Origin of the sequence: Pseudomonas sp. B21-010, from assembly GCF_024749325.1 — a bacterium.
Taxonomy (GTDB): Bacteria; Pseudomonadota; Gammaproteobacteria; order Pseudomonadales; family Pseudomonadaceae; genus Aquipseudomonas; species Aquipseudomonas kilonensis.
Genome location: NZ_CP087198.1, coordinates 6232720 through 6257198, shown reverse-complemented (window position 1 = coordinate 6257198; position 24479 = coordinate 6232720). Strand labels below are relative to the sequence as shown.

Annotated in this window: 23 protein-coding genes; 12 read left to right on the top strand and 11 right to left on the bottom strand. The window is 62.1% G+C overall.

The window, feature by feature from the left end:
• Positions 1-48 precede the first annotated feature (48 nt).
• Both LOY50_RS28045 and rep read right to left on the bottom strand, forming a co-directional pair.
• The gene (locus LOY50_RS28045) at positions 49-621 is read right to left on the bottom strand and encodes a xanthine phosphoribosyltransferase (protein WP_253470372.1); all 573 of its coding nucleotides are present in this window, start codon (positions 619-621) and stop codon (positions 49-51) included.
• 67 nt (positions 622-688) lie between these two features.
• Entirely contained in the window at positions 689-2698 is a 2010-nt protein-coding gene (gene rep, locus LOY50_RS28040; RefSeq protein ID WP_014340843.1) for a DNA helicase Rep, read from the bottom strand.
• Between the two features lie 274 nt (positions 2699-2972).
• Between rep and LOY50_RS28035 the strand changes: the two genes are divergently transcribed.
• The gene (locus LOY50_RS28035; RefSeq protein ID WP_253470370.1) at positions 2973-4643 is read left to right on the top strand and encodes a bifunctional diguanylate cyclase/phosphodiesterase; all 1671 of its coding nucleotides are present in this window, start codon (positions 2973-2975) and stop codon (positions 4641-4643) included.
• A gap of 110 nt (positions 4644-4753) precedes the next feature.
• Here LOY50_RS28035 and LOY50_RS28030 read toward each other — a convergent pair whose 3' ends face one another.
• A complete protein-coding gene (locus tag LOY50_RS28030; protein ID WP_258689854.1) occupies positions 4754-6148 on the bottom strand; it encodes a NorM family multidrug efflux MATE transporter in 1395 nt (464 codons plus the stop codon).
• 158 nt (positions 6149-6306) lie between these two features.
• Between LOY50_RS28030 and LOY50_RS28025 the strand changes: the two genes are divergently transcribed.
• From LOY50_RS28025 to LOY50_RS28015, 3 genes are all read left to right on the top strand, one after another.
• Positions 6307-7227, top strand: a complete 921-nt coding sequence (locus tag LOY50_RS28025) for a LysR substrate-binding domain-containing protein (RefSeq protein WP_214510101.1) — start codon at positions 6307-6309, stop codon at positions 7225-7227.
• A gap of 187 nt (positions 7228-7414) precedes the next feature.
• Complete coding sequence (locus tag LOY50_RS28020; RefSeq protein WP_253470368.1) at positions 7415-9391, top strand: methyl-accepting chemotaxis protein; 1977 nt, start codon at positions 7415-7417, stop codon at positions 9389-9391.
• Positions 9392-10299: 908 nt separating this feature from the next.
• A complete protein-coding gene (locus LOY50_RS28015) occupies positions 10300-11514 on the top strand; it encodes an aldose 1-epimerase family protein (protein ID WP_253470366.1) in 1215 nt (404 codons plus the stop codon).
• A 6-nt stretch (positions 11515-11520) separates the two neighbouring features.
• Here LOY50_RS28015 and LOY50_RS28010 read toward each other — a convergent pair whose 3' ends face one another.
• A complete protein-coding gene (locus LOY50_RS28010; protein WP_258689850.1) occupies positions 11521-13014 on the bottom strand; it encodes a YifB family Mg chelatase-like AAA ATPase in 1494 nt (497 codons plus the stop codon).
• Positions 13015-13280: 266 nt separating this feature from the next.
• Between LOY50_RS28010 and LOY50_RS28005 the strand changes: the two genes are divergently transcribed.
• Positions 13281-14558 carry a sensor histidine kinase gene (locus LOY50_RS28005; protein WP_258689839.1) on the top strand — a complete coding sequence of 426 codons (1278 nt, stop codon included), beginning with the start codon at positions 13281-13283 and terminating at the stop codon, positions 14556-14558.
• Between the two features lie 18 nt (positions 14559-14576).
• On the opposite strand, the gene LOY50_RS28000 is transcribed toward LOY50_RS28005, so the two are convergent.
• Positions 14577-14837, bottom strand: a complete 261-nt coding sequence (locus tag LOY50_RS28000) for an accessory factor UbiK family protein (RefSeq protein ID WP_060740084.1) — start codon at positions 14835-14837, stop codon at positions 14577-14579.
• Between the two features lie 413 nt (positions 14838-15250).
• On the opposite strand from LOY50_RS28000, the gene glnK reads away from it, so the two are divergent.
• From glnK to sutA, 4 genes are all read left to right on the top strand, one after another.
• Positions 15251-15589, top strand: a complete 339-nt coding sequence (glnK, locus tag LOY50_RS27995) for a P-II family nitrogen regulator (protein WP_002555808.1) — start codon at positions 15251-15253, stop codon at positions 15587-15589.
• Positions 15590-15622: 33 nt separating this feature from the next.
• Entirely contained in the window at positions 15623-16957 is a 1335-nt protein-coding gene (locus LOY50_RS27990) for an ammonium transporter (RefSeq protein ID WP_063323830.1), read from the top strand.
• Positions 16958-17169: 212 nt separating this feature from the next.
• On the top strand, positions 17170-17595 hold the full coding sequence (locus tag LOY50_RS27985) for a secondary thiamine-phosphate synthase enzyme YjbQ (protein WP_214510093.1): 426 nt from the start codon (positions 17170-17172) through the stop codon (positions 17593-17595).
• Between the two features lie 102 nt (positions 17596-17697).
• Positions 17698-18021 (top strand): transcriptional regulator SutA, encoded by a 324-nt coding sequence (sutA, locus tag LOY50_RS27980; RefSeq protein ID WP_007941277.1) that lies wholly within the window; start codon positions 17698-17700, stop codon positions 18019-18021.
• A gap of 488 nt (positions 18022-18509) precedes the next feature.
• Here the strand turns inward: sutA and LOY50_RS27975 are convergent, their stop codons facing one another.
• From LOY50_RS27975 to lptM, 6 genes are read right to left on the bottom strand one after another with little or no spacing between them, the layout of a single operon-like run.
• Positions 18510-19214: an HAD family hydrolase gene (locus LOY50_RS27975; protein WP_214510092.1), complete on the bottom strand. Its 705-nt coding sequence runs from the start codon at positions 19212-19214 to the stop codon at positions 18510-18512.
• On the bottom strand, positions 19211-20110 hold the full coding sequence (gene xerC / locus LOY50_RS27970; protein WP_046064431.1) for a tyrosine recombinase XerC: 900 nt from the start codon (positions 20108-20110) through the stop codon (positions 19211-19213). The genes LOY50_RS27975 and xerC overlap by 4 nt, the downstream gene beginning before the upstream one ends.
• 2 nt (positions 20111-20112) lie before the next feature.
• Complete coding sequence (locus LOY50_RS27965) at positions 20113-20835, bottom strand: DUF484 family protein (RefSeq protein WP_003206807.1); 723 nt, start codon at positions 20833-20835, stop codon at positions 20113-20115.
• 13 nt (positions 20836-20848) lie between these two features.
• A complete protein-coding gene (dapF, locus tag LOY50_RS27960) occupies positions 20849-21679 on the bottom strand; it encodes a diaminopimelate epimerase (protein ID WP_258689820.1) in 831 nt (276 codons plus the stop codon).
• Positions 21680-21683: 4 nt separating this feature from the next.
• Positions 21684-22931 (bottom strand): diaminopimelate decarboxylase, encoded by a 1248-nt coding sequence (gene lysA / locus LOY50_RS27955; RefSeq protein ID WP_258689812.1) that lies wholly within the window; start codon positions 22929-22931, stop codon positions 21684-21686.
• Positions 22932-22940: 9 nt separating this feature from the next.
• On the bottom strand, positions 22941-23114 hold the full coding sequence (lptM, locus tag LOY50_RS27950; RefSeq protein ID WP_013694543.1) for an LPS translocon maturation chaperone LptM: 174 nt from the start codon (positions 23112-23114) through the stop codon (positions 22941-22943).
• 185 nt (positions 23115-23299) lie between these two features.
• Between lptM and cyaY the strand changes: the two genes are divergently transcribed.
• From cyaY to rnk, 3 genes are all read left to right on the top strand, one after another.
• Positions 23300-23632, top strand: coding sequence for an iron donor protein CyaY (gene cyaY, locus LOY50_RS27945; RefSeq protein ID WP_072343055.1), 333 nt, complete (start codon positions 23300-23302; stop codon positions 23630-23632).
• 4 nt (positions 23633-23636) lie between these two features.
• Positions 23637-23852, top strand: a complete 216-nt coding sequence (locus LOY50_RS27940; RefSeq protein WP_253470343.1) for a DUF1289 domain-containing protein — start codon at positions 23637-23639, stop codon at positions 23850-23852.
• A 212-nt stretch (positions 23853-24064) separates the two neighbouring features.
• Positions 24065-24475 carry a nucleoside diphosphate kinase regulator gene (gene rnk, locus LOY50_RS27935; protein ID WP_014340819.1) on the top strand — a complete coding sequence of 137 codons (411 nt, stop codon included), beginning with the start codon at positions 24065-24067 and terminating at the stop codon, positions 24473-24475.
• The last annotated feature ends 4 nt before the right edge of the window (positions 24476-24479 follow it).

Below are 24479 nucleotides of genomic sequence, written 5' to 3'. Positions count from 1 at the left end.
TGACAGACCGCTATCGCGAGCAAGCTCGCTCCCACAGGAGGCACAGGGTTATTCGATGAAGGTCACGACCCCGCCAGCCAGGGATTGCACCCGCGCCAACGACTCGACGCGGTAACCCTGGGCATCCAGTTCCGCGCGGCCGCCCTGGAATGACTTCTCGATCACGATCCCCAGCCCGGCGACAGTCGCGCCGGCCTGCTTGATGATGGAGATCAGCGCCTGGGAGGCTTTGCCGTTGGCCAGGAAGTCATCGATGATCAGCACCCGGTCGCTGCTGGTCAGGTGACGCGGGCTGATGGCGACGGTGCTTTCGGTTTTCTTGGTGAACGAATACACGGTGGCCGACAGCAGGTTTTCCGTCAGGGTCAGGGACTGTTGCTTGCGGGCGAAGATCACCGGTACGCCCAGGTTCAGCCCGGTCATGATCGCCGGGGCAATCCCTGAGGCTTCGATGGTGACGATCTTGGTGATGCCCGAGTCCTTGAACAACGCGGCAAATTCGTCGCCGATCAGCTTCATCAACTGCGGGTCGATCTGATGGTTCAGGAACGCGTCGACTTTCAGGACCTGATCGGAAAGCACGATGCCTTGCTCGCGAATTTTCTGGTGCAGGGCTTCCATGAAGCCTCCTCTGGTGACGCCTTCAGCGTCTGGATTTAAAAAGCCTGGTGGAAAAAAGTAGTCGATTCTAACGCTTCAACATCGCGCGTATATCCGCCAGGGCACTGTTGCCGCGAACGACTTTGACTTCCGTCGGCGTGTCGTCGTTGCCTTCCCAGGCCAAGTCATCCGGCGGCAGTTCATCGAGAAAGCGGCTGGGGGCGCAGTCGATCACTTCGCCGTATTGCTTGCGCTTGGCGGCGAAGGTGAAGGCCAGCGTCTGGCGGGCGCGGGTAATCCCGACATAGGCCAGGCGCCGTTCTTCCTCGATGGTGTCGGCCTCGATGCTGGAGCGGTGCGGCAGGATTTCTTCTTCCATGCCCATGATGAACACGTAGGGGAATTCCAGGCCCTTGGAGGCGTGCAGCGTCATCATCTGCACACCTTCGGCGCCGTCTTCCTCTTCCTGCTGGCGCTCGAGCATGTCGCGCAGCACGAGTTTGCCGATGGCGTCCTCGACCGTCATGTCGCCGTCTTCGTCTTTTTCCAGGGTGTTCTTCAGCGCCTCGATCAGGAACCAGACGTTGCTCATGCGGTAGTCGGCAGCCTTGTCGCTGGAGCTGTTGGTGCGCAGCCAGTTCTCGTAGTCGATGTCCATCACCATGCTGCGCAGTGCTGAAATCGGATCTTCCCCGGCGCACTGTTCGCGAACCTTGTCCATGAAGCGCTTGAAGCGCGCCAGGCGGTCGGTGAAGCGGCTGTCCAGATGTTCGCCCAGACCGATTTCATCGGTGGCGGCGTACATCGAGATCTTGCGCTCGGTGGCGTAGTTGCCGAGTTTTTCCAGGGTGGTCGAACCGATTTCCCGGCGCGGCACGTTGATCACCCGCAGGAAGGCGTTGTCGTCGTCCGGGTTCACGATCAGGCGGAAGTAGGCCATCAGGTCCTTCACTTCCTGGCGTCCGAAAAAGCTGTTGCCCCCCGACAGGCGATAAGGGATCTGGTGATGCTGCAGTTTCAGCTCGATCAGCTTGGCCTGGTAGTTGCCGCGGTACAGGATCGCAAAATCGCTGTACGGTCGGTCGGTGCGCAGGTGCAGGCTGAGGATTTCCATGGCCACGCGCTCGGCTTCGGCGTCTTCGTTGCGGCAACGGATCACGCGGATCTCGTCGCCGTGGCCCATCTCGCTCCACAGTTGTTTTTCGAACTCGTGGGGGTTGTTGGAAATCAGCACGTTGGCACAGCGCAGGATGCGGCTGGTGGAGCGGTAGTTCTGCTCCAGCATCACCACTTTGAGCGACGGGTAGTCTTCCTTGAGCAACATCAGGTTTTCCGGCCGCGCGCCGCGCCAGGCATAGATCGACTGGTCGTCGTCGCCTACCACGGTGAACTGGTTGCGCGTACCGATCAGCAGCTTCACCAGCAAGTACTGGCTGGCGTTGGTGTCCTGGTATTCGTCCACGAGCAGGTAGCGGACCTTGTTCTGCCATTTTTCGAGAATGTCGGCGTGGTCCTGGAACAGCTTGACCGGCAAGAGGATCAGGTCGTCGAAGTCCACCGCGTTGAACGCCTTGAGCGTGCGCTGGTAGTGGGTGTAGACGATGGCGGCGGTCTGCTCCTTGGGGTTGCGGGCGTTTTCCAGGGCCTCGGGCGGCAGGATCAGGTCGTTTTTCCAGGCGCCGATCATGTTCTTGATCTCATCCACGCCGTCGTCGCCCGAGTATTCCTTTTGCATGATGTCGGTCATCAGGGCCTTGACGTCGGTCTCGTCGAAAATCGAGAAGCCCGGTTTGTAGCCCAGCCGCGCGTGTTCCTTGCGGATGATGTTCAGGCCCAGGTTGTGGAAGGTGCAGACCGTCAGGCCGCGGCCTTCGCCGGCGCGCAGCAGGCCGCCGACCCGTTCCTTCATTTCCCGGGCGGCCTTGTTGGTGAAGGTCATGGCGACGATGTACTGGGCGCGGATGCCACAATTCTGGACCAGGTGCGCGATCTTGCGGGTGATTACGCTGGTCTTGCCGGAGCCTGCACCGGCGAGCACCAAAAGAGGGCCGCCGACATAGTTCACGGCTTCTTGCTGCCGGGGATTGAGTCGGGACATGACAGAGTCAGGGAGTCGTTTGCGAAATGGGCCGGCATTTTAACAGGCTCAGAGAATTGTGCTGCTCTGTCCGACTTGTGACGCACAGCGCATTGTCATTTGCCGCTTCCGCTACTTTCACGCAGGATGTGGGGCCAATTGCGTTCAGCGCAGGATTTGGGAGTGGAAAAAAACCACCAAAACCGCGTGTTTGAGAACCATTGGCATTGGTCATTGCCCATCGGCGCGTCATAATGCCCGGCGCCTACCACCTTGCAGAGTCTAGGGAGTCAGCTTGTCAACGCCTGTCGAACCCTTGCGTTTGCTGTTATTGGCCCAAGAGCCTGCGTGGTCAGCAATATTGCGCGAGTGCCTGGCGCCCTTGGGGCCCTCGGTCGTGTTGATCAGTGCCCCGAGCTGGGAGTCAGTCAGCAGCCTGTTCGAAGATAATCGCAACGCGGTGTTGCTGACCGTTGCGGCGTTGCAGCCGGCGCCGGGCCGTTGCAGCCTGCCGACGATCCTGTTGCTTGAGCACGAGCCGGCGGTTGCCCCCGACGGTGTCAGCGACTGGTTGGTGCGTGATGTCCTCGACAGCGCGACCCTGCGTCGTTGCCTGCGCCATGTGCGCGAACGCGGCGTGCTGGAAAACACCTTGCAGCGCCTCGCCGAACAGGACCCATTGACGGGCATCGCCAATCGCCAGGGTTTCCAGACGCTGCTGGCGGCGCGCCTGGCGGAAAACGACGGCCGTGGCCTGGCGCTCGGTCACCTGGACCTGGACAACTTTCGTCACGCCAACGACGCCCTTGGCCACCAGGCCGGTGACCGCTTGATCCTGCAAGTGGTGTCGCGGCTCAAGAGCTCGCTCGAGGCCGGCGATCAATTGGCACGGTTGGGCAGTGATGAATTCGCCCTGCTGATCGACACTCGCCGCGCACCACAGCGGGCCGAGTGGATGGCCGAGCGTATTACCGAAGCCTTGGCCGAACCCTATTGGGTGGACGGTGAAAGCCTGCTGATCGGCTGCAGCCTGGGTGTTGCCCACGCTCGCGCCCAGGCTGGCGCCGATCCGCTGATGTGGCACGCCCACATCGCCATGCAGCAGGCCAAGAGCACCCAGGGCTGCACCTTTCATATTTTCAACGAGCGCATCAATCGCAACGCCCGCAGCCTCGCCGACCTGGAAAGCGAACTGCGCCGGGCACTGCGCCGTGACGAGCTGGAACTGCATTACCAGCCACGGCTGAACCTCGATGGCGGGCACATTGTCGGCCTCGAAGCGTTGGTACGCTGGCGTCACGGCGAACGTGGCTTGCTGCCACCGAGTGAGTTCGTGCCGCTGGCCGAACAGAGCGGCCTGATCGTGCCGCTGGGCTACTGGGTGATTTCCCGGGCGCTGCGGGACATGCAGGCCCTGCGCGAGCGGGGGCTGGCGCCGTTGCACATGGCGGTCAACCTGTCGTTCCGACAGTTCCAGGACAGCCAATTGCTGCCGACCTTGAGCCGGCTGATTGCCGAGCGGGGTGTCGAGGCGCAATGGCTGGAGTTCGAGCTCACCGAAACCGCCGTCATGCGCCGCAGCGAGCTGGTCAAGCAGACCATGGATGCCCTGGGCCGCCTGGGGGTACGCTTCTCCCTGGACGACTTCGGCACCGGCTTCTCCTCGTTCGTGCACCTCAACAGCCTGCCGATCGCCTTGCTCAAGATCGACAAGAGCTTCGTCGGTGGCATGGAGCAGCGCGAAGAGAACCGCAAACTGGTGCACGCGATGATCAACCTGGCGCACAACCTCAACCTGGAGGTGGTGGCCGAAGGTGTGGAAACCCAGGAACAACTGGACCTGCTACGCGGCTTCGGTTGCGACCAGGTGCAGGGTTTCCTGATCAGCAAACCGTTGCCGTTGCCGGAGTTGGTTGAGTACTTGACGTTCGAGGGTGATCAGCAATCGATGCTGGAAATCAGCTGACACAAACCCCTGTGGGAGCGAGCTTGCTCGCGATGGCGATAGGTCTGTCCCATTTAGTTTGACTGACACACCGCTATCGCGAGTAAGCTCGCTCCCACAGGGGATACGTCTCAATCGGCCTGGATGGCCTCGAAACGCTGCCGTCCGGGTTCACTGCGAATCATCCGCTTCATCTTCCATTCAAACGCCGCTGTCAGGCTCACGGCCGCGCAGGCCAGCCCCAGGGCCAGGCCCCACCAGACGCCGGTCGGGCCCCAGTCCAGGTGGAACGCCATCCACCACGCCGCCGGCGCGCCGATCAGCCAATAGCAACCCAGTCCCACCAGGAAGGTGGTCTTGGCGTCCTTGAGCCCCCGAATGCAGCCCATGGCGATGGTTTGCGTGCCATCGAACAGCTCGAACCACGCCGCCACCGCCAGCAGGCTCACGGCCAGGTTGATCACCTCGCGAAACGCCGGGTCGTCGTGGTCCAGGAACAAGCCGATCAATTGATGGGGCAGCAGCCAGAACACCATGGCGAACGCCAGCATGGCGGCCGCGCCAAAGCCGATCCCGACCCGACCGGCCAGGCGTGCCATCAGCAGTTGCCCGGCACCGTAGTGTTGGCCGATGCGCATGGTGATGGCGTAGGACATTCCGGCCGGCACCATGAACGCCACCGAGACGATTTGCAGTGCGATCTGGTGGGCTGCCAACGGCGTGCTGCCCATGGTGCCCATGCACAGCGCGGCGAACGCAAACAGCCCGACCTCCACCGCGTAGGTGCCGCCAATTGGCAGGCCCAGGCGCCACAGTTCCTTGAGGTACTGGCGATTGGGCCGCGACAGGCCGTCGAGCAGTGGATAGGCGCGGTAGGCCGGATGCCGATGGATATGCCAGGCCAGCGCCAGGGCCATGCAGTTGGCAACGATGGCCGTGACCAGGCCGATCCCCATCAAGCCGAGTTTCGGCAGGCCGAACATACCGGTGATGAGCGCGTAGTTGAGCAGGAAGTTGGCCACCGTCCCGCCGAGGCTGATCACCATGACCGGTGTGGCCCGGCCGATGGCGCTGGTGAAGCCGCGCAGGGCCATGAAGCTCAAGTAGCCGGGCAGGGCGAACGGCAGCGCCAGCAGGAACTGTCCGGCGGACAGCACGTTGGTTTCGGTCTGGCCGAACATCAGCAGCACCGGCTTGAGGTTCCACAACAGCAACCCGGCCATCAGCGCCATCAGCCAGGCCAGCCACAGTCCGGCCTGGGTCAACCGGGTGGCGCCTTCGACATCGCCTGCGCCCTGGCGGATCGCGACCAGGGTACCCACCGCGGCGATCACGCCGATGCAGAAGATCGATACGAACGAATAGGTGGCCGCCCCAAGCCCGCCGCCGGCCAAGGCTTCAGGACTCAGGCGCGCCATCATCACGGTGTCGGTGAGCACCATCAGCATGTGCGCCAACTGCGAGGCAATCAACGGCCCCGCCAGCCGCAGGATGGCCCAGAGTTCGGTACGCACAGGATGCCGCATGATCATCACGCTCCATGTTCAAACAAGGCAGTAAAGCAACGATTCTCGGCGCTCTCGGCGGATTGCACAAAGGGATAAAAAAGATCGCTGGCATGATTAAAACTCATGCTGAATACGTTTCTGGTAGGGTTTGCAAACAACGCCATGGAGCTTTTGCGATGTCTCGTCGTCTTCCTCCTCTTTATGCGCTGCGGGCATTCGAAGCCGCGGCGCGCTACAGCTCGTTCACCCGCGCCGCTGAAGAGCTGTCGATCACGCAGAGCGCCGTCAGCCGGCACATTCGCACGCTGGAAGATCACTTTGCCTGTCGGCTGTTCCTGCGCAGCGGCCGCAACCTGCAATTGACCGAGGCGGCGCGGTTGCTGTTGCCGGGCGTACGTGAGGGCTTCATGGCGCTGGAGCGGGCCTGCCACACCTTGCATGGCGAGGATGGCATCCTGCGCATGAAGGCGCCTTCCACGCTGACCATGCGCTGGTTGTTGGCGCGCTTGAGTCGCTTCCGGCATTTGCAGCCTGGCAACGAGGTACAACTGACCAGTGCCTGGATGGACATCGACGCGGTGGACTTCAACGTCGAGCCCTTCGATTGCGCCGTATTGCTGGGCAACGGGCACTTTCCGGCGGACTGGGAGGCCAGTTTGCTGTTTTCCGAAGAATTGATCCCGGTGGGCGCGCCGAACCTGCTGAACGACCAGCCCTGGGATGTGGCGCGGTTGGCCAGCGCTGAACTGCTGCACCCCACGCCGGATCGCCGGGACTGGCGCAATTGGCTACAACGCATGGGCCTGTCCGACAAGGTCTCGCTCAAGGGGGGGCAGGTATTCGATACCCTGGAGCTGGGCATGATCGCGGCGGCACGTGGCTATGGAGTCTCCATGGGCGATCTGCTGATGGTGGCCGAGGATGTCGCCCAGGGACGCCTGAGCCTGCCATGGCCGACGGCTGTCGCCAGCGGTGAACACTATTACCTGGTCTGGCCGAAAACCCGGCCGGGAGGTGAACGTTTGCGCCGGCTCAGCGACTTCCTCCAAGGTGAGGTGAAGGCCATGCAACTGCCCGACGTGCAGCGTCTGGGCTGAAACGTTGCAATTGGCGTGCTAGCCACTTGACATTAATCCGTCCAAGCCGCTCAAGTATTTGGCTTTGCCGCCGAATCCGTGAAGATGGAACCTTCGTTCAGAAAGGCCAACTTACACCTCACCCCGAATAAAATGCCGAGCGTGCGAGCGTGATCAGGATGATCCGGTCTCTCGGCCAGGAGCCGTCATGTCTCAACCCCGTGCCCGGATCGCCTCACAGCTAGGCCTTGCCCTCGCTGTGATATTGGCGGTCGTGATCTCCGGCAGTACCGTCTTCGCCCTGCGTTCGCTGGACGCTGCCAACCTCGCCACCCGTGAAGAACATTTGGCCAGCGAAGCGCGCCTGATGGCCGATCAGCTCAATACGTTCCACAGCACCTTGCGCGAGAGCACTCAGCGGTTGGCCGGTCTGTTCGAGAAGCGCTTCGGCGCGGGCCTGAGCGTGCATCCGGACCAGCCGGTGACGGTGGCGGGCGTACAAACCCCAGGCTTGAGCCTGGGCAGCGAAGTGTTGAACAACAACTTCAAGGAAGTGGATGAGTTCAAGCAAATGACCGCCGGGGTGGCGACGGTCTTCGTGCGCAACGGCGATGACTTCATCCGCGTCAGCACGTCATTGACCAAGCAGGACGGTACGCGGGCCATTGGTACCGTGCTCGACCGCGCCGGCCCTGCCTACGGTCCGGTGATCAGCGGGCAGAGCTACATTGGTCGAGCCTTGCTGTTCGGACGTTACTACATGTCGCAGTACACGCCTGTACGTGACAGCAGCGGCAAGATCATTGCCGTGCTGTACGTAGGCTTTGACTACACCGATGCGCAGAACGCGCAGTTCGAAAACCTCAAGCGCTTCCGCATTGGCCAGACCGGTTCGTTGGCCCTGCTGGACGAACAAAACAAGTGGCTGGTGCCGCCGGCCGGCGTGCAGGCGCTGGACCAGGCGAGCGCGACCATCGTTGGCCTGGTCAAGAAGCCGGGCAAGGGCGCGTTCTGGACCGATACCGCCGAAGATTTCTACAGCGTTGCCGTACCGTTCGAAGGTGGGCCGTGGGCGGTGGTGGCGAGCATGCCCAAAACCGAGATTCGCGCCGTGACCTGGAGCGTCGGTACGCAACTGGCCATTGGTAGCCTGCTGGCGATGTTGTTGGCGGTCGGCTCGGCGATGTGGTTGCTGCGCAGCAAACTGGCACCGCTGGGGGACCTGGTGCGCCAGGCCGAAGCCTTGGGCGCCGGTGACCTGAGCGTGCGCCTGAACGTGTCGAGCCATGATGAGATCGGTCAATTGGCCCGTGCCTTCAACCAGATGAGCCAGGCCTTGTCGACCATGGTCGAGCACATCCGCAAGGCCTCCCAGGAGGTCAACAGCCGTGCCCAGGCCCTGTCGGGGTTGTCCAGTGGGGCGTATGAAGGCATGGAACAGCAATCCGGCGAAATCACCAGCATGGCCGGCGCAGTGGAAGAGTTCAGCGCAACGTCGTTGGACATTGCCGACAACATGGGTAACACCGAGCGCCTGGCCCAGGAAAACGCCCAGCAGACCCGCATTGGCCGGACCTCGATGGACGAAGCGTCGTCGTCCCTGGAGCAAATTGCCGGTGCGCTGAACAGCACCGCCACGGTTATCAATACCTTGGGTCAGCGTTCCCAGGAAATCGGTGGCATCGTGGGTGTGATCACCTCGATCGCCGAGCAGACCAACCTGCTCGCCTTGAACGCCGCCATCGAAGCCGCCCGTGCAGGCGAGCAGGGCCGTGGTTTCGCCGTGGTGGCCGATGAGGTCCGCAGCCTGGCTTCCCGCACTCGCCAGGCCACTGACGAAATTTCCAGCATGATCAACAGCATCCAGCAGGAAACCGGCAACGCCATCAGCACGATGGAGCAGGGCAACCTGTTGATGCAGGAAGGCCTGTCGCGCAACGCCAACGTGGCCACGGCCCTGGCGCGCATCGACGAGCAAAGCCGCTCGGCCGGCCAGCAATTTGCGGCGATCACCACCGCCACCCAGGAACAAAGCAGCACCGCGACCCTGCTCAGCAGCAACCTGCAAAGCATTGCCATGGCCAACAGCGAACAGCGCCAGGTGGTCTCGAACCTGGCGCTCACCGCCAAGGAACTGGAAAAACTGGCCCAGGACCTGCGCCAAGAGGTTGATCGGTTCCGCTGAGGCATCCCGTCACGAGCAAGTTCACCCATACTCCTGTGGGAGCGAGCTTGCTCGCGATGACGGCTGCCCGGCCAACGTCATCTCAATCTGACCCACCGCTATCGCGAGCAAGCTCGCTCCCACAAGGGAATTTGCGGTGATCCCACTCCTGGCGTCCGCCGGGAATCAGGGTGGGAGCGAGCTTGCTCGCGATGACGGCCGCCCAGCCAACATCATCTCAATCTGACCCACCGCTATCGCGAGCAAGCTCGCTCCCACAAGGGAATTGCTGTGATTCCACTTCAGGCGTCCGCCGGGAATCAGGGTGGGAGCGAGCTTGCTCGCGATGACGGCCGCCCAGCCAACATCATCTCAATCTGACCCACCGCTATCGCGAGCAAGGTCGCTCCCACAAGGGAATTGCTGTGATTTCACTTCAGATGTCCACCGGGAATCAGGGTGGGAGCGAGCTTGCTCGCGATGACGGCCGCCCAGCCAACATCATCTCAATCTGACCCACCGCTATCGCGAGCAGGCTCGCTCCCACAAGGGAATTGCTGTGATTCCACTTCAGGTGTCCGCCGTGAATCAGGGTGGGAGCGAGCTTGCTCGCGATGACGGCCGCCCAGCCAACATCATCTCAATCTGACCCACCGCTATCGCGAGCAAGCTCGCTCCCACAAGGGAATTGCTGTGATTCCACTTCAGGTGTCCGCCGGGAATCAGGGTGGGAGCGAGCTTGCTCGCGATGACGGCTGCCCGGCCAACGTCATCTCAATCTGACCCACCGCTATCGCGAGCAAGCTCGCTCCCACAAAAGCTGCCACCCTAGTGTCGTTTCTTTTTTAAGAATATTGCTGTTTTTAAGCTTGCTGAAACGTTTCTTCAAGTCTATAAAAACCGCACAACTCCAATAAAAGGTCGTGACCATGACTCCGCTCAAACTTCTCATCACCCTTGGCGCCTTGGGCGCTGCCTCCCATGCAATGGCTTGGGACTACGTCCTGCTGGATACGGATAAAGCCGCTCAACCCTGGCAAATCACCAGCCAGCAACTCGGCGTGAAGACCGGCAAACCCTTTTCCGTGACGATGCGCACCCTGCACGGCGGCCGCCAGGAAGGCGTCAGCATCGTCGACATCGACAATGGCACCCTGAAGCTTTCAGTCGTCCCGACCCGTGGCATGAACGTGCTGCAGGCTTCGGTCGGGAATGTGCGCATGGGTTGGGATTCGCCCGTCAAGGAAGTGGTCAATCCGGCGTTCATCGAACTCAATGGCCGAGGCGGCCTGGGCTGGCTCGAAGGGTTCAACGAGCTGGTCACCCGTTGCGGCTACGAGTGGGTCGGCCATCCCGGCATGGACAACGGTGAGCTGCTGACCCTGCATGGTCGCGCTGCCAACATTCCAGCCAACAAAGTCACCTTGCACATCGATGAAAAGCCGCCCTACGCCATCACCCTGCGGGGCGAGTTGAAGGAGCAGGCGTTCAAGAAGGTCGACTTCTCGGTGCAGACCGAACTGGTCACCGAACCCGGCAGCGTGACGTTCGCGCTCAGCGACACGCTGACCAACAACGGCGATTATCCGAAGGAATACCAAGCGCTCTACCACAGCAACTTCAGTACGCCGTTCCTGGAGCAGGGCGCCCGTTTCGTGGCACCGGTCAAGCAGGTCTCGCCGTTCAACGACAAGGCCAAGGGCGATTTGTCCGATTGGCAAACCTACCGGGCCCCCACCAAGGATTACGACGAAACCGTCTACAACGTCGTGCCATACGCTGACGCCAAGGGCGACACCCTCACCGTGCTGCACAACAAGGCCGGTAGCCTCGGTGTGTCTGTGGGCTTCAACACCGGCACGCTTCCGGTGTTCTCCCTGTGGAAAAACACCGACACCCAGGGCCAGGGCTACGTGACCGGGCTGGAGCCAGGCACCAGTTTTTCCTATAACCGCCGCTATCAGCGCCCCCTGGGTCTGGTTCCTACCATCGCGCCGAAAGAGCACAAGCAGTTCCAGATCCACTACAGCCTGTTGGCGGACAAGGGCGCTGTGGATAAGGCCCTCAAGCGCATCGATACCATCCAGAACGGTCAAAAAACCGAGGTTCGGGAAACACCGTTGGTGGACCTGAGCAAACCATAAGGCGGTTCAGGGGGTAGTTGGCCGATACTGCAATGCTTCGGCCAGATGCTCGCGGCGGATACACCCCGTTTGCTCCAGGTCCGCCAGCGTCCGGGCGACCTTGAGCAAGCGGTGGGCGGCGCGCAACGACAGGGTCAGCCGTTCGCAGGCGGTTTCCAGCCAGGCTTCATCGGTTGTGGATAACTTGCAATGCTGACGCAACCCCGGCAAATCGAGGAAGGCGTTGGCGCAGCCTTGGCGTTTGTGCTGACGTTCCCGGGCTTCGGCCACCTGCTCGGCGACCGTGGCGGTATCGTCTCCGGATTCGCGCTTGGGGTTCAACGCCGTGGCTTCCCGGGCGACGGTCAGGTGCAGGTCGATGCGGTCCAGCAGCGGGCCGGAGAGTTTGTTGCGGTAGCGCTGCACCATGTCCGGTGTACAGCAGCAACGGCCGCTGGGTTCGCCAAGATATCCACAGGGGCAGGGGTTCATCGCCGCTACCAACTGGAAACGCGCCGGGAAGCGTACTCGGTCGCGGGCGCGAGAAACCACGATGTGCCCAGATTCCAGCGGCTCTCTCAGGACCTCCAGCACCCGGCGGTCGAACTCCGGCAATTCATCCAGAAACAGCACGCCATGATGGGCGAGGGTGATTTCCCCTGGCTGCGGTTTTGACCCGCCACCCACCAGCGCCGGGCCGGAAGCCGAGTGGTGTGGCTGGCGAAACGGGCGCTGCGGCCAGTGGCTCAACGGTATGCAACTGGCCACCGACTGGATGGCCGCGACTTCCAGCGCCTCACTCTCGGCCAAGGGGGGCAACAACCCCGGCAGACGGCTCGCGAGCAATGTCTTGCCGGTGCCCGGTGGCCCGCTGAACAACAGGTTATGAGCCCCCGCTGCAGCAATCAGCAAGGCCCGCTTGGCCCCGGCCTGGCCTTGAACTTCGTTCAGGTCGGGGTAGGGCTTGCTGGCCGAGAGCAGCCCATTGGAAACGAAAGGCTCGACCGGTGTGTGCCCATTGAAGTGGGCCACCGCTTCGAGCAGATGGTCCACGGCGATCACCTTCAGCCCCGAGGCCAGGCAGGCCTCCTCGGCATTGGCCCGCGGCACCACCAGCATGCGCCCGGCCTTGCGCGCCGCCAGCGCCGCGGGCAATACCCCGCGCACCGGTCGTACCGCGCCGGACAAGGCCAGTTCACCGAGGCATTCCACGTCGTCCAGCGTCAGGGTTGGCACCTGCACGCTGGCCGACAGGATCCCCAAGGCAATGGCCAGGTCGAAGCGTCCGCCGTCCTTTGGCAGGTCTGCCGGCGCCAGGTTCAAGGTGATGCGTCGTGCCGGGAAGTTCAGCCCCGAATTGATGATCGCGCTGCGCACCCGATCCTTGCTTTCCTTCACCGCCGCCTCCGGCAGACCAACCATCGTCAGTGACGGCAAGCCATTGGCCAGGTGGACTTCAACGGTAACGGCAGGAGCCTCGACCCCTACTTGGGCGCGGCTGTGGACGATGGCAAGCGACATGAATCATTCCTTGAGTGAATAGGGCGCCGCGTCCTGCGGCTCTGCAAGGTTAGTCGTGGGGATGAACTTGGGCGCGGCAATTGAAGGGAGAAAATTTGGCAGGATGTTTCGAGGGCAAGTGACAGCCGAGGGGCGGCAAGCGTGATGCGGTAGCGGATATCACCGCCTCGCCTGGCCACGCAAAATGCCCGGGAAGGTCCCTCTGCTAGACTCCGATTTGCCCAGTCGGCACTTGGCGGTATCAACGGCACAACGAGGAAGTGGCCATGAACGATCTGCTGGCGCTGTTAACCGACAAGCGCTTCATGCCCCACGGGCATTGCTACATGTGGCGTCCGGACCTGCTGTGGACCAATGTGATCGCCGATGGCTTGATCGCCCTGTCCTACGTCACCATCCCCTTCACGCTCCTGTACTTTATCCACAAGCGCAAGGACGTGCCGTTTGACTGGATGCTCGCGGCATTTGGCGTGTTTATCCTGGCCTGCGGGACCAGCCATGTGATGGAGATCCTGACCATCTGGCAGCCTTATTACTGGCTGACGGCGCTGGTCAAGGTGATCACCGCGATTGCCTCGGTGATTACCGCCATCCTGCTGGTCCGGCTGGTGCCGGCGGCCCTGAAGATCCCCAGTCCGAAGCAATTGGCCAAGGTCAACGACGAGTTGCGCGAGGCCCAGGCCGAACTGGTCACCACCGCGCGCCGGGCCGGCATGGCGGAGATCGCCACCAATGTGCTGCACAACGTGGGCAATGTGCTCAATAGCGTCAATGTGTCAGCCCAGGTCCTCTACGAGAAGGTGCACACCTCCAAGGGGCCAGGGGTGGCCAAGGTCGCCCAGTTGATGAAGGAGCATCCCGATGACCTTGGTGACTTCATCAACAGCGATCCGAAAGGGCGCGCGCTACCGGACTATCTCGACAAGCTGGCCGATGCGCTGGCCGTCGAGCAGCAGGGCATGATCGCCGAGTTGGCGCAATTGACTCGCCGAATCGACCACATCAAGGAAATCGTCGCCACCCAGCAATCCTATGCCGGCAACGCCAGCGTTCTGGAGCCGGGCTCGTTGCGAGAGCTGGTCGAGGATGTCGTGCGCATTTGTGATGTGTCCCTGGCCCGCCACCACATCACGCTGATCAAGGAATTCAGCGATATCCCGCAAATGCCGCTGGACAAGCACCGAGTGCTGCAGATCCTGGTCAATCTGATCAACAACGCCAAGCAGGCGCTGGACGCGGGTACGAACCGGCCGCCGCAGATCATCCTGCGCCTGAAGACCATTGACGATGAGCGCGTGCGGGTCGAGATCGAGGACAATGGCGAGGGGATTTCGCAGGACAATCTTGCGCGGGTGTTCGAGCACGGCTTCACCACGCGTGTCGACGGTCACGGCTTTGGCCTGCACAGCTGCATTCTGGCTGCGCACGAGATGGGCGGCGATCTGACCGTGCAGAGCGCCGGGCCGGGCAGGGGCGCGGTGTTTATCCTGGAGTTGCCGCTGGCACAGGCCCCGGTCCTATCTCAACACGCTGCGAGTGGTTGAGTGGCCCGCAGGGCCTGCTTATTCCTGTGCCGGAGCCAGTCGCGCTTCCAGCTCCGCGACCTTGGCCTCCAGGCTTTCGAGCCGCGCCCGGGTCCGGGCCAGCACGACCATCTGACTGTCGAATTCTTCCCGGCTCACCAGGTCCAGTTTGCTGAAGCCGCTTTGCAGCAGGGCCTTGAACTGGCTTTCGATTTCGCTTTTGGGCAGCGGCGTGTCGCCACTCAAGATGCGGGAAGCGTGGCCGCTCAGGGCGTCGAGGAGGTCTTTGGGCGCAAGCATGGCAGGTGTCCTGAAAACAATGGCGGGCAGTGTATCACGCAGTGTCTATAGTCAATTCGCAAGCCAGGGATGCACGCTTTTCGCGCATGGGTCCGGACATCGCTGCACTGTTTTTGTGCGTATCGCTGCGGTTCATGGCGCAACGCACGTCGAGCAGGTGGCCAAGAGACTGAAATCAGAGGGTTTGGTGCAGATGGCAAGGTTTCTGCTTAGAGGCTGATGACCCATGCACTGATGCAGTCGCTGTGACGAATGCAGTGCAGCAGGCGGAACGGGGAGTTTCGTCAGGATCAGTTAACTGGCACCTGTCGGGCAACTTGGGCCGACGACGCGTTACAAAGCCAGGCACTGCGCTTAGACTTGAGTCGGGTTTGTTTTCCTGGGGCAAGTCCACCAATTCGGGAGAAAGTTTCATGAAGCTAGTCACTGCCATCATCAAGCCGTTCAAGTTGGACGACGTGCGCGAGTCGTTGTCCGAGATCGGCGTGCAGGGCATTACCGTTACTGAGGTCAAAGGCTTCGGTCGGCAGAAAGGTCACACCGAGCTGTATCGCGGCGCGGAGTACGTGGTCGATTTCCTGCCCAAGGTGAAGATCGATGTCGCCATTGACGACAAGGATCTTGATCGGGTGATCGAGGCAATCACCAAGGCCGCCAACACCGGCAAGATCGGTGACGGGAAGATCTTTGTGGTCAATCTGGAACAGGCTATCCGCATCCGTACCGGCGAAACCGATACCGACGCCATCTAAGCCGCCAAACCCAACGCCCCAGGAGAAAACAATATGACTCTGCGTAAATTCGCAGGGCTAGGAGCCCTGTTGTCCTTCGCAATGCCTGGCTTGGCCATGGCAGAAGAAGCGGCAGCCCCAGTCCTGAACTCCGGCGACACCGCCTGGATGCTCACGGCCACGATTCTTGTACTGTTCATGACCATTCCTGGCCTGGCGCTGTTCTACGGCGGCATGGTTCGGTCGAAAAACCTTCTTTCCGTGATGATGCAGTGCTTTGCCATTACCGGTCTGATCAGCATCCTGTGGGTCATCTATGGCTACAGCATTGCGTTCGACACCACCGGCATGGAGCAGGGCGTCGTCAATTTCAATTCCTTCATCGGCGGTTTCGGCAAAGCCTTCTTGGCGGGCGTCACGCCAGCCAGCCTGACCGGCCCGGCGGCGCTGTTCCCCGAAGCGGTGTTCATCACCTTCCAGATGACTTTCGCCATCATCACCCCGGCCCTGATCGTCGGCGCATTTGCCGAGCGGATGAAGTTCTCCGCCATGCTGATCTTCATGGGCGTGTGGTTCACCCTGGTGTATGCACCGATTGCCCACATGGTCTGGTCCGGTAACGGCGGCCTGCTGTGGGACTGGGGCGTGCTGGACTTCGCTGGCGGCACCGTGGTGCATATCAACGCCGGTATCGCAGGCTTGGTGGCGTGCCTGGTATTGGGCAAGCGCAAAGGCTTCCCGACCACGCCAATGGCGCCGCACAACCTGGGTTACACCCTGATGGGCGCGGCCATGCTGTGGGTCGGCTGGTTCGGCTTCAACGCCGGTTCCGCTGTCGCCGCCAACGGCACTGCCGGCATGGCGATGCTGGTGACCCAGATCGCGACCGCTGCGGCGGCGCTAGGCTGGATGTTTGCCGAGTGGATCACCCACGGCAAGCCAAGCGCACTGGGCATCGCCTCGGGCGTCGTGGCGGGCCTGGTTGCCATCACCCCGGCTGCCGGCACCGTGGGCCCGATGGGCGCCCTGGTCATCGGCCTGGCAGCGGGCGTGGTGTGCTTCTTCTGCGCCACTACCCTCAAGCGCAAACTCGGCTATGACGACTCCCTGGACGCCTTCGGCGTGCATGGCATCGGCGGTATCCTCGGCGCGATCCTGACCGGTGTGTTCGCAGCACCGGCCCTGGGTGGCTTCGGCACCGTGACCGATATCGGCGCGCAAGTGTGGATTCAATTCAAGGGAGTGGGTTTCACGGTGGTCTACACCGCGATCGTCACCTTCATCATCCTCAAGGTCCTGGACGCCGTCATGGGTCTGCGTGTCACCGAGGAAGAAGAAGCGGTGGGCCTGGACCTGGCCCAGCACAACGAGCGTGGCTACAACCTGTAAGTACACGCAATAAAAAATGCCCGGTTCGCCGGGCATTTTTTTGTCTGGAATTTGTCATTGCTCACAAGGTGCAGCGGTTTTTCCGACGCCTTTTGTTGTGGATGCGACATGGGTTTTTATACCGCCAAAGGCTTACACCGAAGCAAGAATATTAGGCCCTTTGTTTTTTCCCTGAGCGCGCTAGAATGCGCGCCGAACGTGCGGAGATCTGTATGTGGCAACAGACGCTGATAACCCTGCGGGCCAGGCCTCGGGGCTTTCATCTGGTGACGGACGAGTTGCTTGCCGGCCTGCCTGAACTCCAGGCGTGTCGTGTCGGTCTGTTGCATCTGTGGCTGCAGCATACCTCGGCTTCGTTGACCATCAACGAGAACGCCGATCCGGCGGTACGTCGAGACTTCGAACGATTTTTCAATCGGCTGATCCCACAAGGAACCGCCGACTATGAGCACAACGACGAAGGCCTGGACGACCTGCCGGCACACTTCAAGGCCAGTGTGCTCGGTTGTCAGATCAGCCTGCCGGTCACGGCAGGACGGCTGGCATTGGGTACCTGGCAAGGTGTTTATCTGGGCGAGCACCGTGATCACGGCGGTGCTCGTAAAGTCCTCGCCACCTTGTACGGTGAAGGGGCATAACCGCTGATTGCCGGCGGATGTTGAATTTTTTCTGGCAGCCTTCGAACAGATGGCGAAGCTGGGCTATAACTAATCTGCTTTTCGCAAGTCATGAGGTAGAACATGAGCGACGATGATCTGGAAAACGACGACCTCGAAGTAGGCGACGAAGACGAGGCCGAAGAGGGCCTTGAAGCGGCGGCGGAAGACGTTGCCGACGACGATGGGGCCGATGTTCCGGTTCCTACCGCCAAAGGCAAGGCCAAGGCGGCCGTTTCGGTCGACGAGTTGCCAAGCGTAGAGGCCAAGAACAAGGAGCGTGATGCGCTCGCCAAGGCCATGGAGGAATTCCTGGCCAGGGGCGGCAAGGTGCAGGAAGTGGAGGCCAACGTGGTCGCTGATCCGCCCAAGAAGCCTGACAACAAGTACGGCAGCCGTCCTATCTGAGTTCCGGCTTCATTGCTTGCTGAAAAAGCCCGCCGTCGCTGCGGGCTTTTTCATGGGTGCGATTCCGTCCCCAGGCCAGGCGCAGCCCCTGTGGGAGCGAGCTTGCTCGCGATAGCGGTTTATCTGTCACATCAATGTTGGATGTGCCGCCCCTTCGCGAGCAAGCTCGCTCCCACAGGGTTTTGTGTTGGGCGCAGAGCTTCGGTGCGCGGCAGAGCCGGGGTGGGAGCGAGCTTGCTCGCGATGACTTTCGCCCAGGCAACTCAGGAATCCGTGGCGAGGGAGCTTGCTCCCGCTGGCCTGCGAAGCGGGCCCCTGGCATCTCTCCAGGCGGACCGCGTTGACCGGTTTAGCGACTGCTGCGCAGCCGAGCGGGAGCAAGCTCCCTCGCCACGGATCGGGTTGAGGCTCAGGTAGCGGGCGTGTGGTGATCGCCTTCGCGAGCAGGCTCGCTCCCACCAAGGGCTTCGGCGGCTGCGAAGCAGGGTTCAGCGCTGGCGATGCCACCCTGCCAATAACCCTGGCAGTTCGGTCAGGCTGCGGATTTCTGCATCCGGCGCGTGGTCGGCATTCCAGGGTTTGCCTGCCGGGTTGAACCATACGGCGCGCAGGCCGGCCTGTTGGGCGCCAGCGATGTCGTCGCCGGGGTGATCACCAATGTGCACGGCGGTTTGCGCCGTGGCGCCGCCGCGTTGCAGGGCTTCGTGGAACAGTCGGGCGTCAGGCTTGGCGATGCCGATGTCTTCAGCGCACAGGGCGAATTTGAAATAGTCCGCCAGCCCCAGGCGCCGTACATCGGCGTTGCCATTGGTGACCACACCGAGGGCGAAATGATTGGCCAGGATCTCCAGGGTGGGCTGCACCTCGGGGAAAATCTCCAGCTGATGACGGGCGTGCAAGAACGTCTCGAAGGCCTGGTCCGCCAGTTCAGAGGCTTGCCACTGGTCGTAGCCGGCTTCCTGCAGGGCGCGAAACAGCACCCGTCGGCGCAGGGCACTGATGCGGTGCTTCAGCCCAGGCTCCTCGCGCAGCACTTGCTCGCGAATCGAAAAAAGATGCTCCACCGGCACGCCGCCCAGGTTCGGCGCGTTGTCGGTCAGCCATTGGCGGAGTATGGCTTCGGCGCTGGCGATCACCGGGGCGGTGTCCCACAGGGTGTCGTCCAGGTCGAAAGTGATCAGCTCGATGGTCATGATTCGTCGCCCTTGATGCGTTTGGCCCTGGGATGGGCACTGTCATAGACCGTCGCCAGGTGCTGGAAATCCAGGTGGGTGTAGATCTGGGTGGTCTTGATGTCCGAATGCCCCAGCAGCTCTTGAACGGCGCGCAGGTCCTGGGACGACTCCAGCAAATGGCTGGCGAAGGAGTGCCGGAGCATGTGCGGGTGCAGGTTCTGTCCCAGCTCCCGTTCGCCGGCAGCCTTGACCCGCAACTGAATCGCCCGCGGGCCGAGGCGCCGCCCCTGTTGGCTGACGAAAACCGCGTCGTCGGCGGGGTTGGTCAGCGCCCGCAGCGCCAGCCACTGCTCCAGGGCTTCACGCGCCTTGCGGCCGACGGGCAGCAGGCGGGTCTTGCTGCCCTTGCCGAGCACCTGGACCATGCCATCGGCCAGGTCCAGTTGATCCAGGTTAAGCCCCGTCAGCTCTGAAAGCCGCAGGCCGGAAGAATAGAACAGCTCGAGAATCGCCTGGTCGCGCCGTGCCAGGAAGTCATCCTCGACGGCGCCTTCGAGCAGTTGCAGGGCGCGGTCGGTGTCGAGGGTCTTTGGCAGCCGGCGCTCGCCTTTGGGCGGTGCCAGGCCGGTGGCCGGGTCGTGATCGCACAGGCCTTCGCGATTGAGGTAGTGATACAGGCCGCGTACCGCTGACAACAGGCGTGCCAGGCTGCGAGAGGATTGCCCCTGTTGATGCAGGCGGGCGATGAGGCTGCGCAGGCGCTGGATGTCCAGGGCCGCCCAGCTGCCGATGTTCTGCTTCTGGCACCAGCCCAGCACTTTTTCCAGGTCGCGGCGATAGGCCGACAACGTGTGGGGTGACACCTGGCGCTCACTGCGCAGGTGTTCGCAGTAGGCGTCCAGTTGCCGTTCCATCCTCAGCGTACCGAGCGCAGCGAACCAGCGACCCGTGGCAGCACCCGGCCGGTGACTTCGGCGATGTAGCTCAAAAACAGCGTGCCCACCGAGCTCTTGTAGTGCTGGGGATCGCGACTGGCGATGGCCAGCACACCGTGCACGCCCTGGTGGGCGATGGCGACGACGGCGGTGGAGCCGATCTGCTTGCGTTGTTCTTCGCCAAACAGAAAGTCCAGCTCATGCTCGCGCAGGCTGCCGCTGACGCTTTTGTCTTCCGTGAGCAGGCCGCCGATGGCCGTCTGCGCTTCGGCGTGGGTCACCCAGCGGCCCACCGGCATGGCGTTGTCGCCGAACAGGATCAGGCTGACAAAGGGCACCTGGAAATCCTGGCGCAGGCTGTCTTCGACGCTCATGACCAGGTCTTCGAGGGTGCTGGCGTCCATCAGGGCGAGGATCAGCCGACGGGTCTTGTCGAAGAGTCGGTCGTTGTCCCGGGCCACGTCCATCAGGTGCGAAAGACGATGGCGCATTTCGATGTTGCGCTCGCGCAGGATTTTCATCTGATGCTCCACCAGCGACACGGTGTCGCCGCGCCGGTGGGGGATGCGCATCGTCGCGAGCAGTTCTTCATGCTCGACGAAGAAGTCCGGATGAGCCTCCAGGTAAGCCGCCACTGCTGCGGTTTCTGGCAGGCTGGGGGATTCGTCGGGCTGTGGGGCTGGAACCTGTGGCTGGTCGGTCATGGGTTTGGCTCACTCAAAGACGAACTTGTCCTTCGTATACGCGCACTGCCGGGCCGGTCATCATCACCGGTTGGCCAGGGCCTGCCCATTCGATGGACAGGCGCCCGCCAGGCAGGTCGATCAACAACGGCGAATCCATCCACCCCTGGCTGATCGCAGCGACTGCGGCCGCGCAGGCGCCGGTACCGCAGGCCTGGGTTTCCCCGGCACCGCGTTCCCAGACGCGCAATTGTGCGCGGTGGCGGTCGATGACTTGCAGGAAACCGACGTTCACTCGCGCGGGGAAGCGCGGATGATGCTCGATTTTCGGCCCCAGCTCATGCACCGGAGCACTGTTGATATCGGCCACTCGCAGCACGGCATGGGGGTTGCCCATGGAAACCGCTGCCAGTTCCACCGTGTTGCCGTCGACGTCCACCTGATAGCTCAAGGCCTGGGCCGGTGCCTGGAAGGGGATGTCCGCCGGTACCAGGCGCGGAGCGCCCATGTTGACGCCGATCTGGCCGTCGCTGCGCACATCCAGTTCGATGATGCCGCTTTTGGTCTCGACGCGGATCTGCCGTTTGGCGGTCAGGCGCTTGTCCAGCACGAAACGGGCGAAGCAGCGCGCGCCATTGCCGCATTGCTCCACTTCCGAACCGTCGGCGTTGAAGATCCGATAACGGAAATCCACGTCCGGGTTATTGGGTGCCTCGACGATCAACAACTGGTCGAAACCGATACCGGTGTGCCGGTCCCCCCATTGCTTGGCGTGCTTGGGCAGGATGTGCGCGTGCTGGCTGACCAGGTCGAGGACCATGAAGTCATTGCCCAGGCCGTGCATCTTGGTAAAACGCAGCAGCATGGTTTTACTCCGGCAGCAGGCTTTCGCCGGCAAACAACTCGGCTACCGTCTCGCGGCGACGCACTTCGAATGCCTGATCACCGTCCACCAGCACCTCGGCGCAACGGCCGCGGGTGTTGTAGTTGGAACTCATGACAAACCCGTAGGCACCGGCCGAATGCACGGCCAGCAAGTCGCCTTCTTCCAGCGCCAGCTCCCGACCCTTGGCCAGGAAGTCACCGGTTTCGCAGATCGGCCCGACGATGTCGTAGCTGCGCGCAGCGGTGTCGCGAGGACGCACGGCGGTGACGTCCATCCACGCCTGGTACAGCGCCGGGCGGATCAGGTCGTTCATCGCCGCATCGACGATGGCGAAATCCTTGTGCTCGGTGTGCTTGAGGTACTCGACCTGGGTCAGCAGCACGCCGGCGTTGGCGACGATGTAGCGGCCCGGCTCGAACATCAGCGCCAGGTCACGCCCGTCGAGGCGCTCACGCACGGCCTTGATGTAGTCGGCCACCAGTGGCGGCTCTTCATCGCGATAGCGCACGCCGACACCGCCGCCCAAATCGATATGGCGCAGGTAGATGCCGCAGTCGCCGAGGCGGTCGACCAGCGCCAGCAGGCGGTCGAGGGCATCGATGAAAGGCTCCAGGGTGGTCAGTTGCGAGCCGATGTGGCAATCGACGCCCAGCACTTCCAGGTTCGGCAGTTGGGCGGCGCGCACGTACACGTCTTCGGCGTCGGCAATGGCGATGCCGAACTTGTTTTCCTTGAGACCGGTGGAAATGTACGGGTGGGTGCCAGCGTCGACGTCTGGGTTCACGCGCAGGGAGACCGGCGCGCGGACGCCCAGCTCGGCGGCGACGATTTGCAGGCGCTCCAGCTCGTCGGTGGACTCGATGTTGAAGCAGTGCACGCCAACTTCCAGGGCGCGGCGCATGTCTTCACGGGTCTTGCCGACGCCGGAGAACACGATTTTGTCGGCGCTGCCGCCAGCGGCCAGCACACGTTCGAGCTCGCCACCGGAGACGATGTCGAAACCGGCGCCCAGGCGCGCCAGGACATTGAGCACGCCCAGGTTGGAGTTGGCTTTTACCGCGAAACACACCAGGTGCGGCATGCCCTCGAGGGCATCGGCGAACGTCCGGTACTGGGCTTCGATGTGGGCGCGGGAATAGACATAGGTCGGCGTGCCGAAACGTTTGGCGATCGCGGACAGGGCAACCCCTTCCGCGAACAGCTCCCCGCCACGGTAGTTAAAAGCGTCCATGGCGTTCCCTTAGTAAGTGGTGGTGTGGGTGTCGTGCGAGTGGGATTTGGCCTGCGACGACTTGGCCTGTTCTTCAGGAGACTTGCTGTCATCAGGCAGGTACAGCGGACCTTTTTGACCACAGGCTGTCACGAGGCAGGCAACCGCGACGAGCGCAGCAAGGGAAGAGATCAGGCGCTTCATGGCGAAATCCTTGAAAATGCTTTAATTGCGCCGGAGTATACCGGCCACCCGTCAGCTTGCCTATGCAACGGGGCGCCCGTCCGGCGGCGCTGGTGGTCGCCAGTGGGTATATCCTTTGCAATCACCGGGAAGCGTCCGTATCTTGCGGCGCTTGAGCATGAGCAGACATTTTCGAGGTTGCCGCAATGAGTTTGACTGAAGCCCGTTTCCACGATCTGGTCGATGCGACCCAGCAAACGCTGGAGGATGTGTTCGATGACAGTGGCCTGGACATTGACCTGGAAATCTCCGCCGGTGTACTCACCGTCAAGTTCGAAAACGGCAGCCAGTTGATTTTCAGTCGCCAGGAGCCGTTGCGGCAATTGTGGCTGGCGGCCGTCTCCGGTGGCTTTCACTTCGACTACGACGAAGAAAGCGAGCGCTGGATGTGCGACAAGAGCGAAGAGCAGTTGGGCGAAATGCTCGAGCGCATCGTCAAGCAGCAGGCTGGCGTGGAACTCGATTTCGAAGGCCTGTGACGGCGTGAGCCAGACCGCCCCGCTACGGCCACCCAAGCCGCTCTACAGCAACGTCAGCCCGGCCGTACCGTCGCCGTGTACCGGCGTGTGCAAGCTGGATGAACAGAAGGTCTGCCTCGGTTGTCTGCGTCACGTGGAAGATATCCGCGAATGGCGCTCGGCCGACGACGAGCGTCGGCGGGTCATCTGCGCCGAGGCGCTAAAGCGCAGGCTCCTGTAGGAGCTGCCGAAGGCTGCGATCTTTTGATCTTGATCTTTGCGGTTTTCGCTTGAAGCTCAATTGCCCGGGTCAAGATCGCAGCCTCGTTGCACTCGTCAGCTCCTACTGATAGTGTCCGGTTACGCCTCAATCCATCGAGGTCCGTGAAAACCCCGCCTTTTTGTGGCGGGGTTTTGCTTTTTTTGTGCAGAAGAAAGGAGTCTGCCAGGATCATGACCGCACCTTCCATCACCCTTACCCGTCTGGACGTACAGCGTCTGGAACGCCTGATCGACAGCCTTGATGAAACGCTGCCGGGCGTGATTGCGCTGCAAACCGAACTGGATCGCGCCGAGAACGTGGTGGGCCACGAAGAAGTGCCTGCCGATGTCGTGACCATGAACTCGCGCGTGCACTGTCGCGAAGAAAGCAGCGGCAAGGACTATCACCTGACGCTGGTTTATCCACAGGACGCGAACGCCGACGAAGGCCGGATCTCGATCCTGGCGCCAGTGGGCAGTGCGTTGCTGGGCCTGAAGGTCGGCCAGCACATCGACTGGCCGGCCCCGGGTGGCAAGACGCTGAAGCTGACGTTGCTGGAGGTCGAGTCGCAGCCGGTCAATGGCGGCGACTGCGCGTTCTGAACCC

Excerpts from the sequence above, each read along its gene's own strand:
- LOY50_RS28025 (WP_214510101.1), top strand. The coding sequence starts at position 6,307 with ATGTCTCGTCGTCTTCCTCCTCTTTATGCGCTGCGGGCATTCGAAGCC.
- LOY50_RS27990 (WP_063323830.1), top strand. The coding sequence starts at position 15,623 with ATGACTCTGCGTAAATTCGCAGGGCTAGGAGCCCTGTTGTCCTTCGCA.
- glnK (WP_002555808.1), top strand. The coding sequence starts at position 15,251 with ATGAAGCTAGTCACTGCCATCATCAAGCCGTTCAAGTTGGACGACGTG.
- LOY50_RS28010 (WP_258689850.1), bottom strand. The coding sequence starts at position 13,014 with ATGTCGCTTGCCATCGTCCACAGCCGCGCCCAAGTAGGGGTCGAGGCT.
- lptM (WP_013694543.1), bottom strand. The coding sequence starts at position 23,114 with ATGAAGCGCCTGATCTCTTCCCTTGCTGCGCTCGTCGCGGTTGCCTGC.
- LOY50_RS28020 (WP_253470368.1), top strand. The coding sequence starts at position 7,415 with ATGTCTCAACCCCGTGCCCGGATCGCCTCACAGCTAGGCCTTGCCCTC.
- lysA (WP_258689812.1), bottom strand. The coding sequence starts at position 22,931 with ATGGACGCTTTTAACTACCGTGGCGGGGAGCTGTTCGCGGAAGGGGTT.
- LOY50_RS28005 (WP_258689839.1), top strand. The coding sequence starts at position 13,281 with ATGAACGATCTGCTGGCGCTGTTAACCGACAAGCGCTTCATGCCCCAC.
- cyaY (WP_072343055.1), top strand. The coding sequence starts at position 23,300 with ATGAGTTTGACTGAAGCCCGTTTCCACGATCTGGTCGATGCGACCCAG.
- xerC (WP_046064431.1), bottom strand. The coding sequence starts at position 20,110 with ATGGAACGGCAACTGGACGCCTACTGCGAACACCTGCGCAGTGAGCGC.
- LOY50_RS28000 (WP_060740084.1), bottom strand. The coding sequence starts at position 14,837 with ATGCTTGCGCCCAAAGACCTCCTCGACGCCCTGAGCGGCCACGCTTCC.
- LOY50_RS28030 (WP_258689854.1), bottom strand. The coding sequence starts at position 6,148 with ATGCGGCATCCTGTGCGTACCGAACTCTGGGCCATCCTGCGGCTGGCG.
- sutA (WP_007941277.1), top strand. The coding sequence starts at position 17,698 with ATGAGCGACGATGATCTGGAAAACGACGACCTCGAAGTAGGCGACGAA.
- LOY50_RS28045 (WP_253470372.1), bottom strand. The coding sequence starts at position 621 with ATGGAAGCCCTGCACCAGAAAATTCGCGAGCAAGGCATCGTGCTTTCC.
- dapF (WP_258689820.1), bottom strand. The coding sequence starts at position 21,679 with ATGCTGCTGCGTTTTACCAAGATGCACGGCCTGGGCAATGACTTCATG.
- LOY50_RS27975 (WP_214510092.1), bottom strand. The coding sequence starts at position 19,214 with ATGACCATCGAGCTGATCACTTTCGACCTGGACGACACCCTGTGGGAC.
- LOY50_RS27965 (WP_003206807.1), bottom strand. The coding sequence starts at position 20,835 with ATGACCGACCAGCCACAGGTTCCAGCCCCACAGCCCGACGAATCCCCC.
- rnk (WP_014340819.1), top strand. The coding sequence starts at position 24,065 with ATGACCGCACCTTCCATCACCCTTACCCGTCTGGACGTACAGCGTCTG.
- LOY50_RS28015 (WP_253470366.1), top strand. The coding sequence starts at position 10,300 with ATGACTCCGCTCAAACTTCTCATCACCCTTGGCGCCTTGGGCGCTGCC.
- rep (WP_014340843.1), bottom strand. The coding sequence starts at position 2,698 with ATGTCCCGACTCAATCCCCGGCAGCAAGAAGCCGTGAACTATGTCGGC.
- LOY50_RS27985 (WP_214510093.1), top strand. The coding sequence starts at position 17,170 with ATGTGGCAACAGACGCTGATAACCCTGCGGGCCAGGCCTCGGGGCTTT.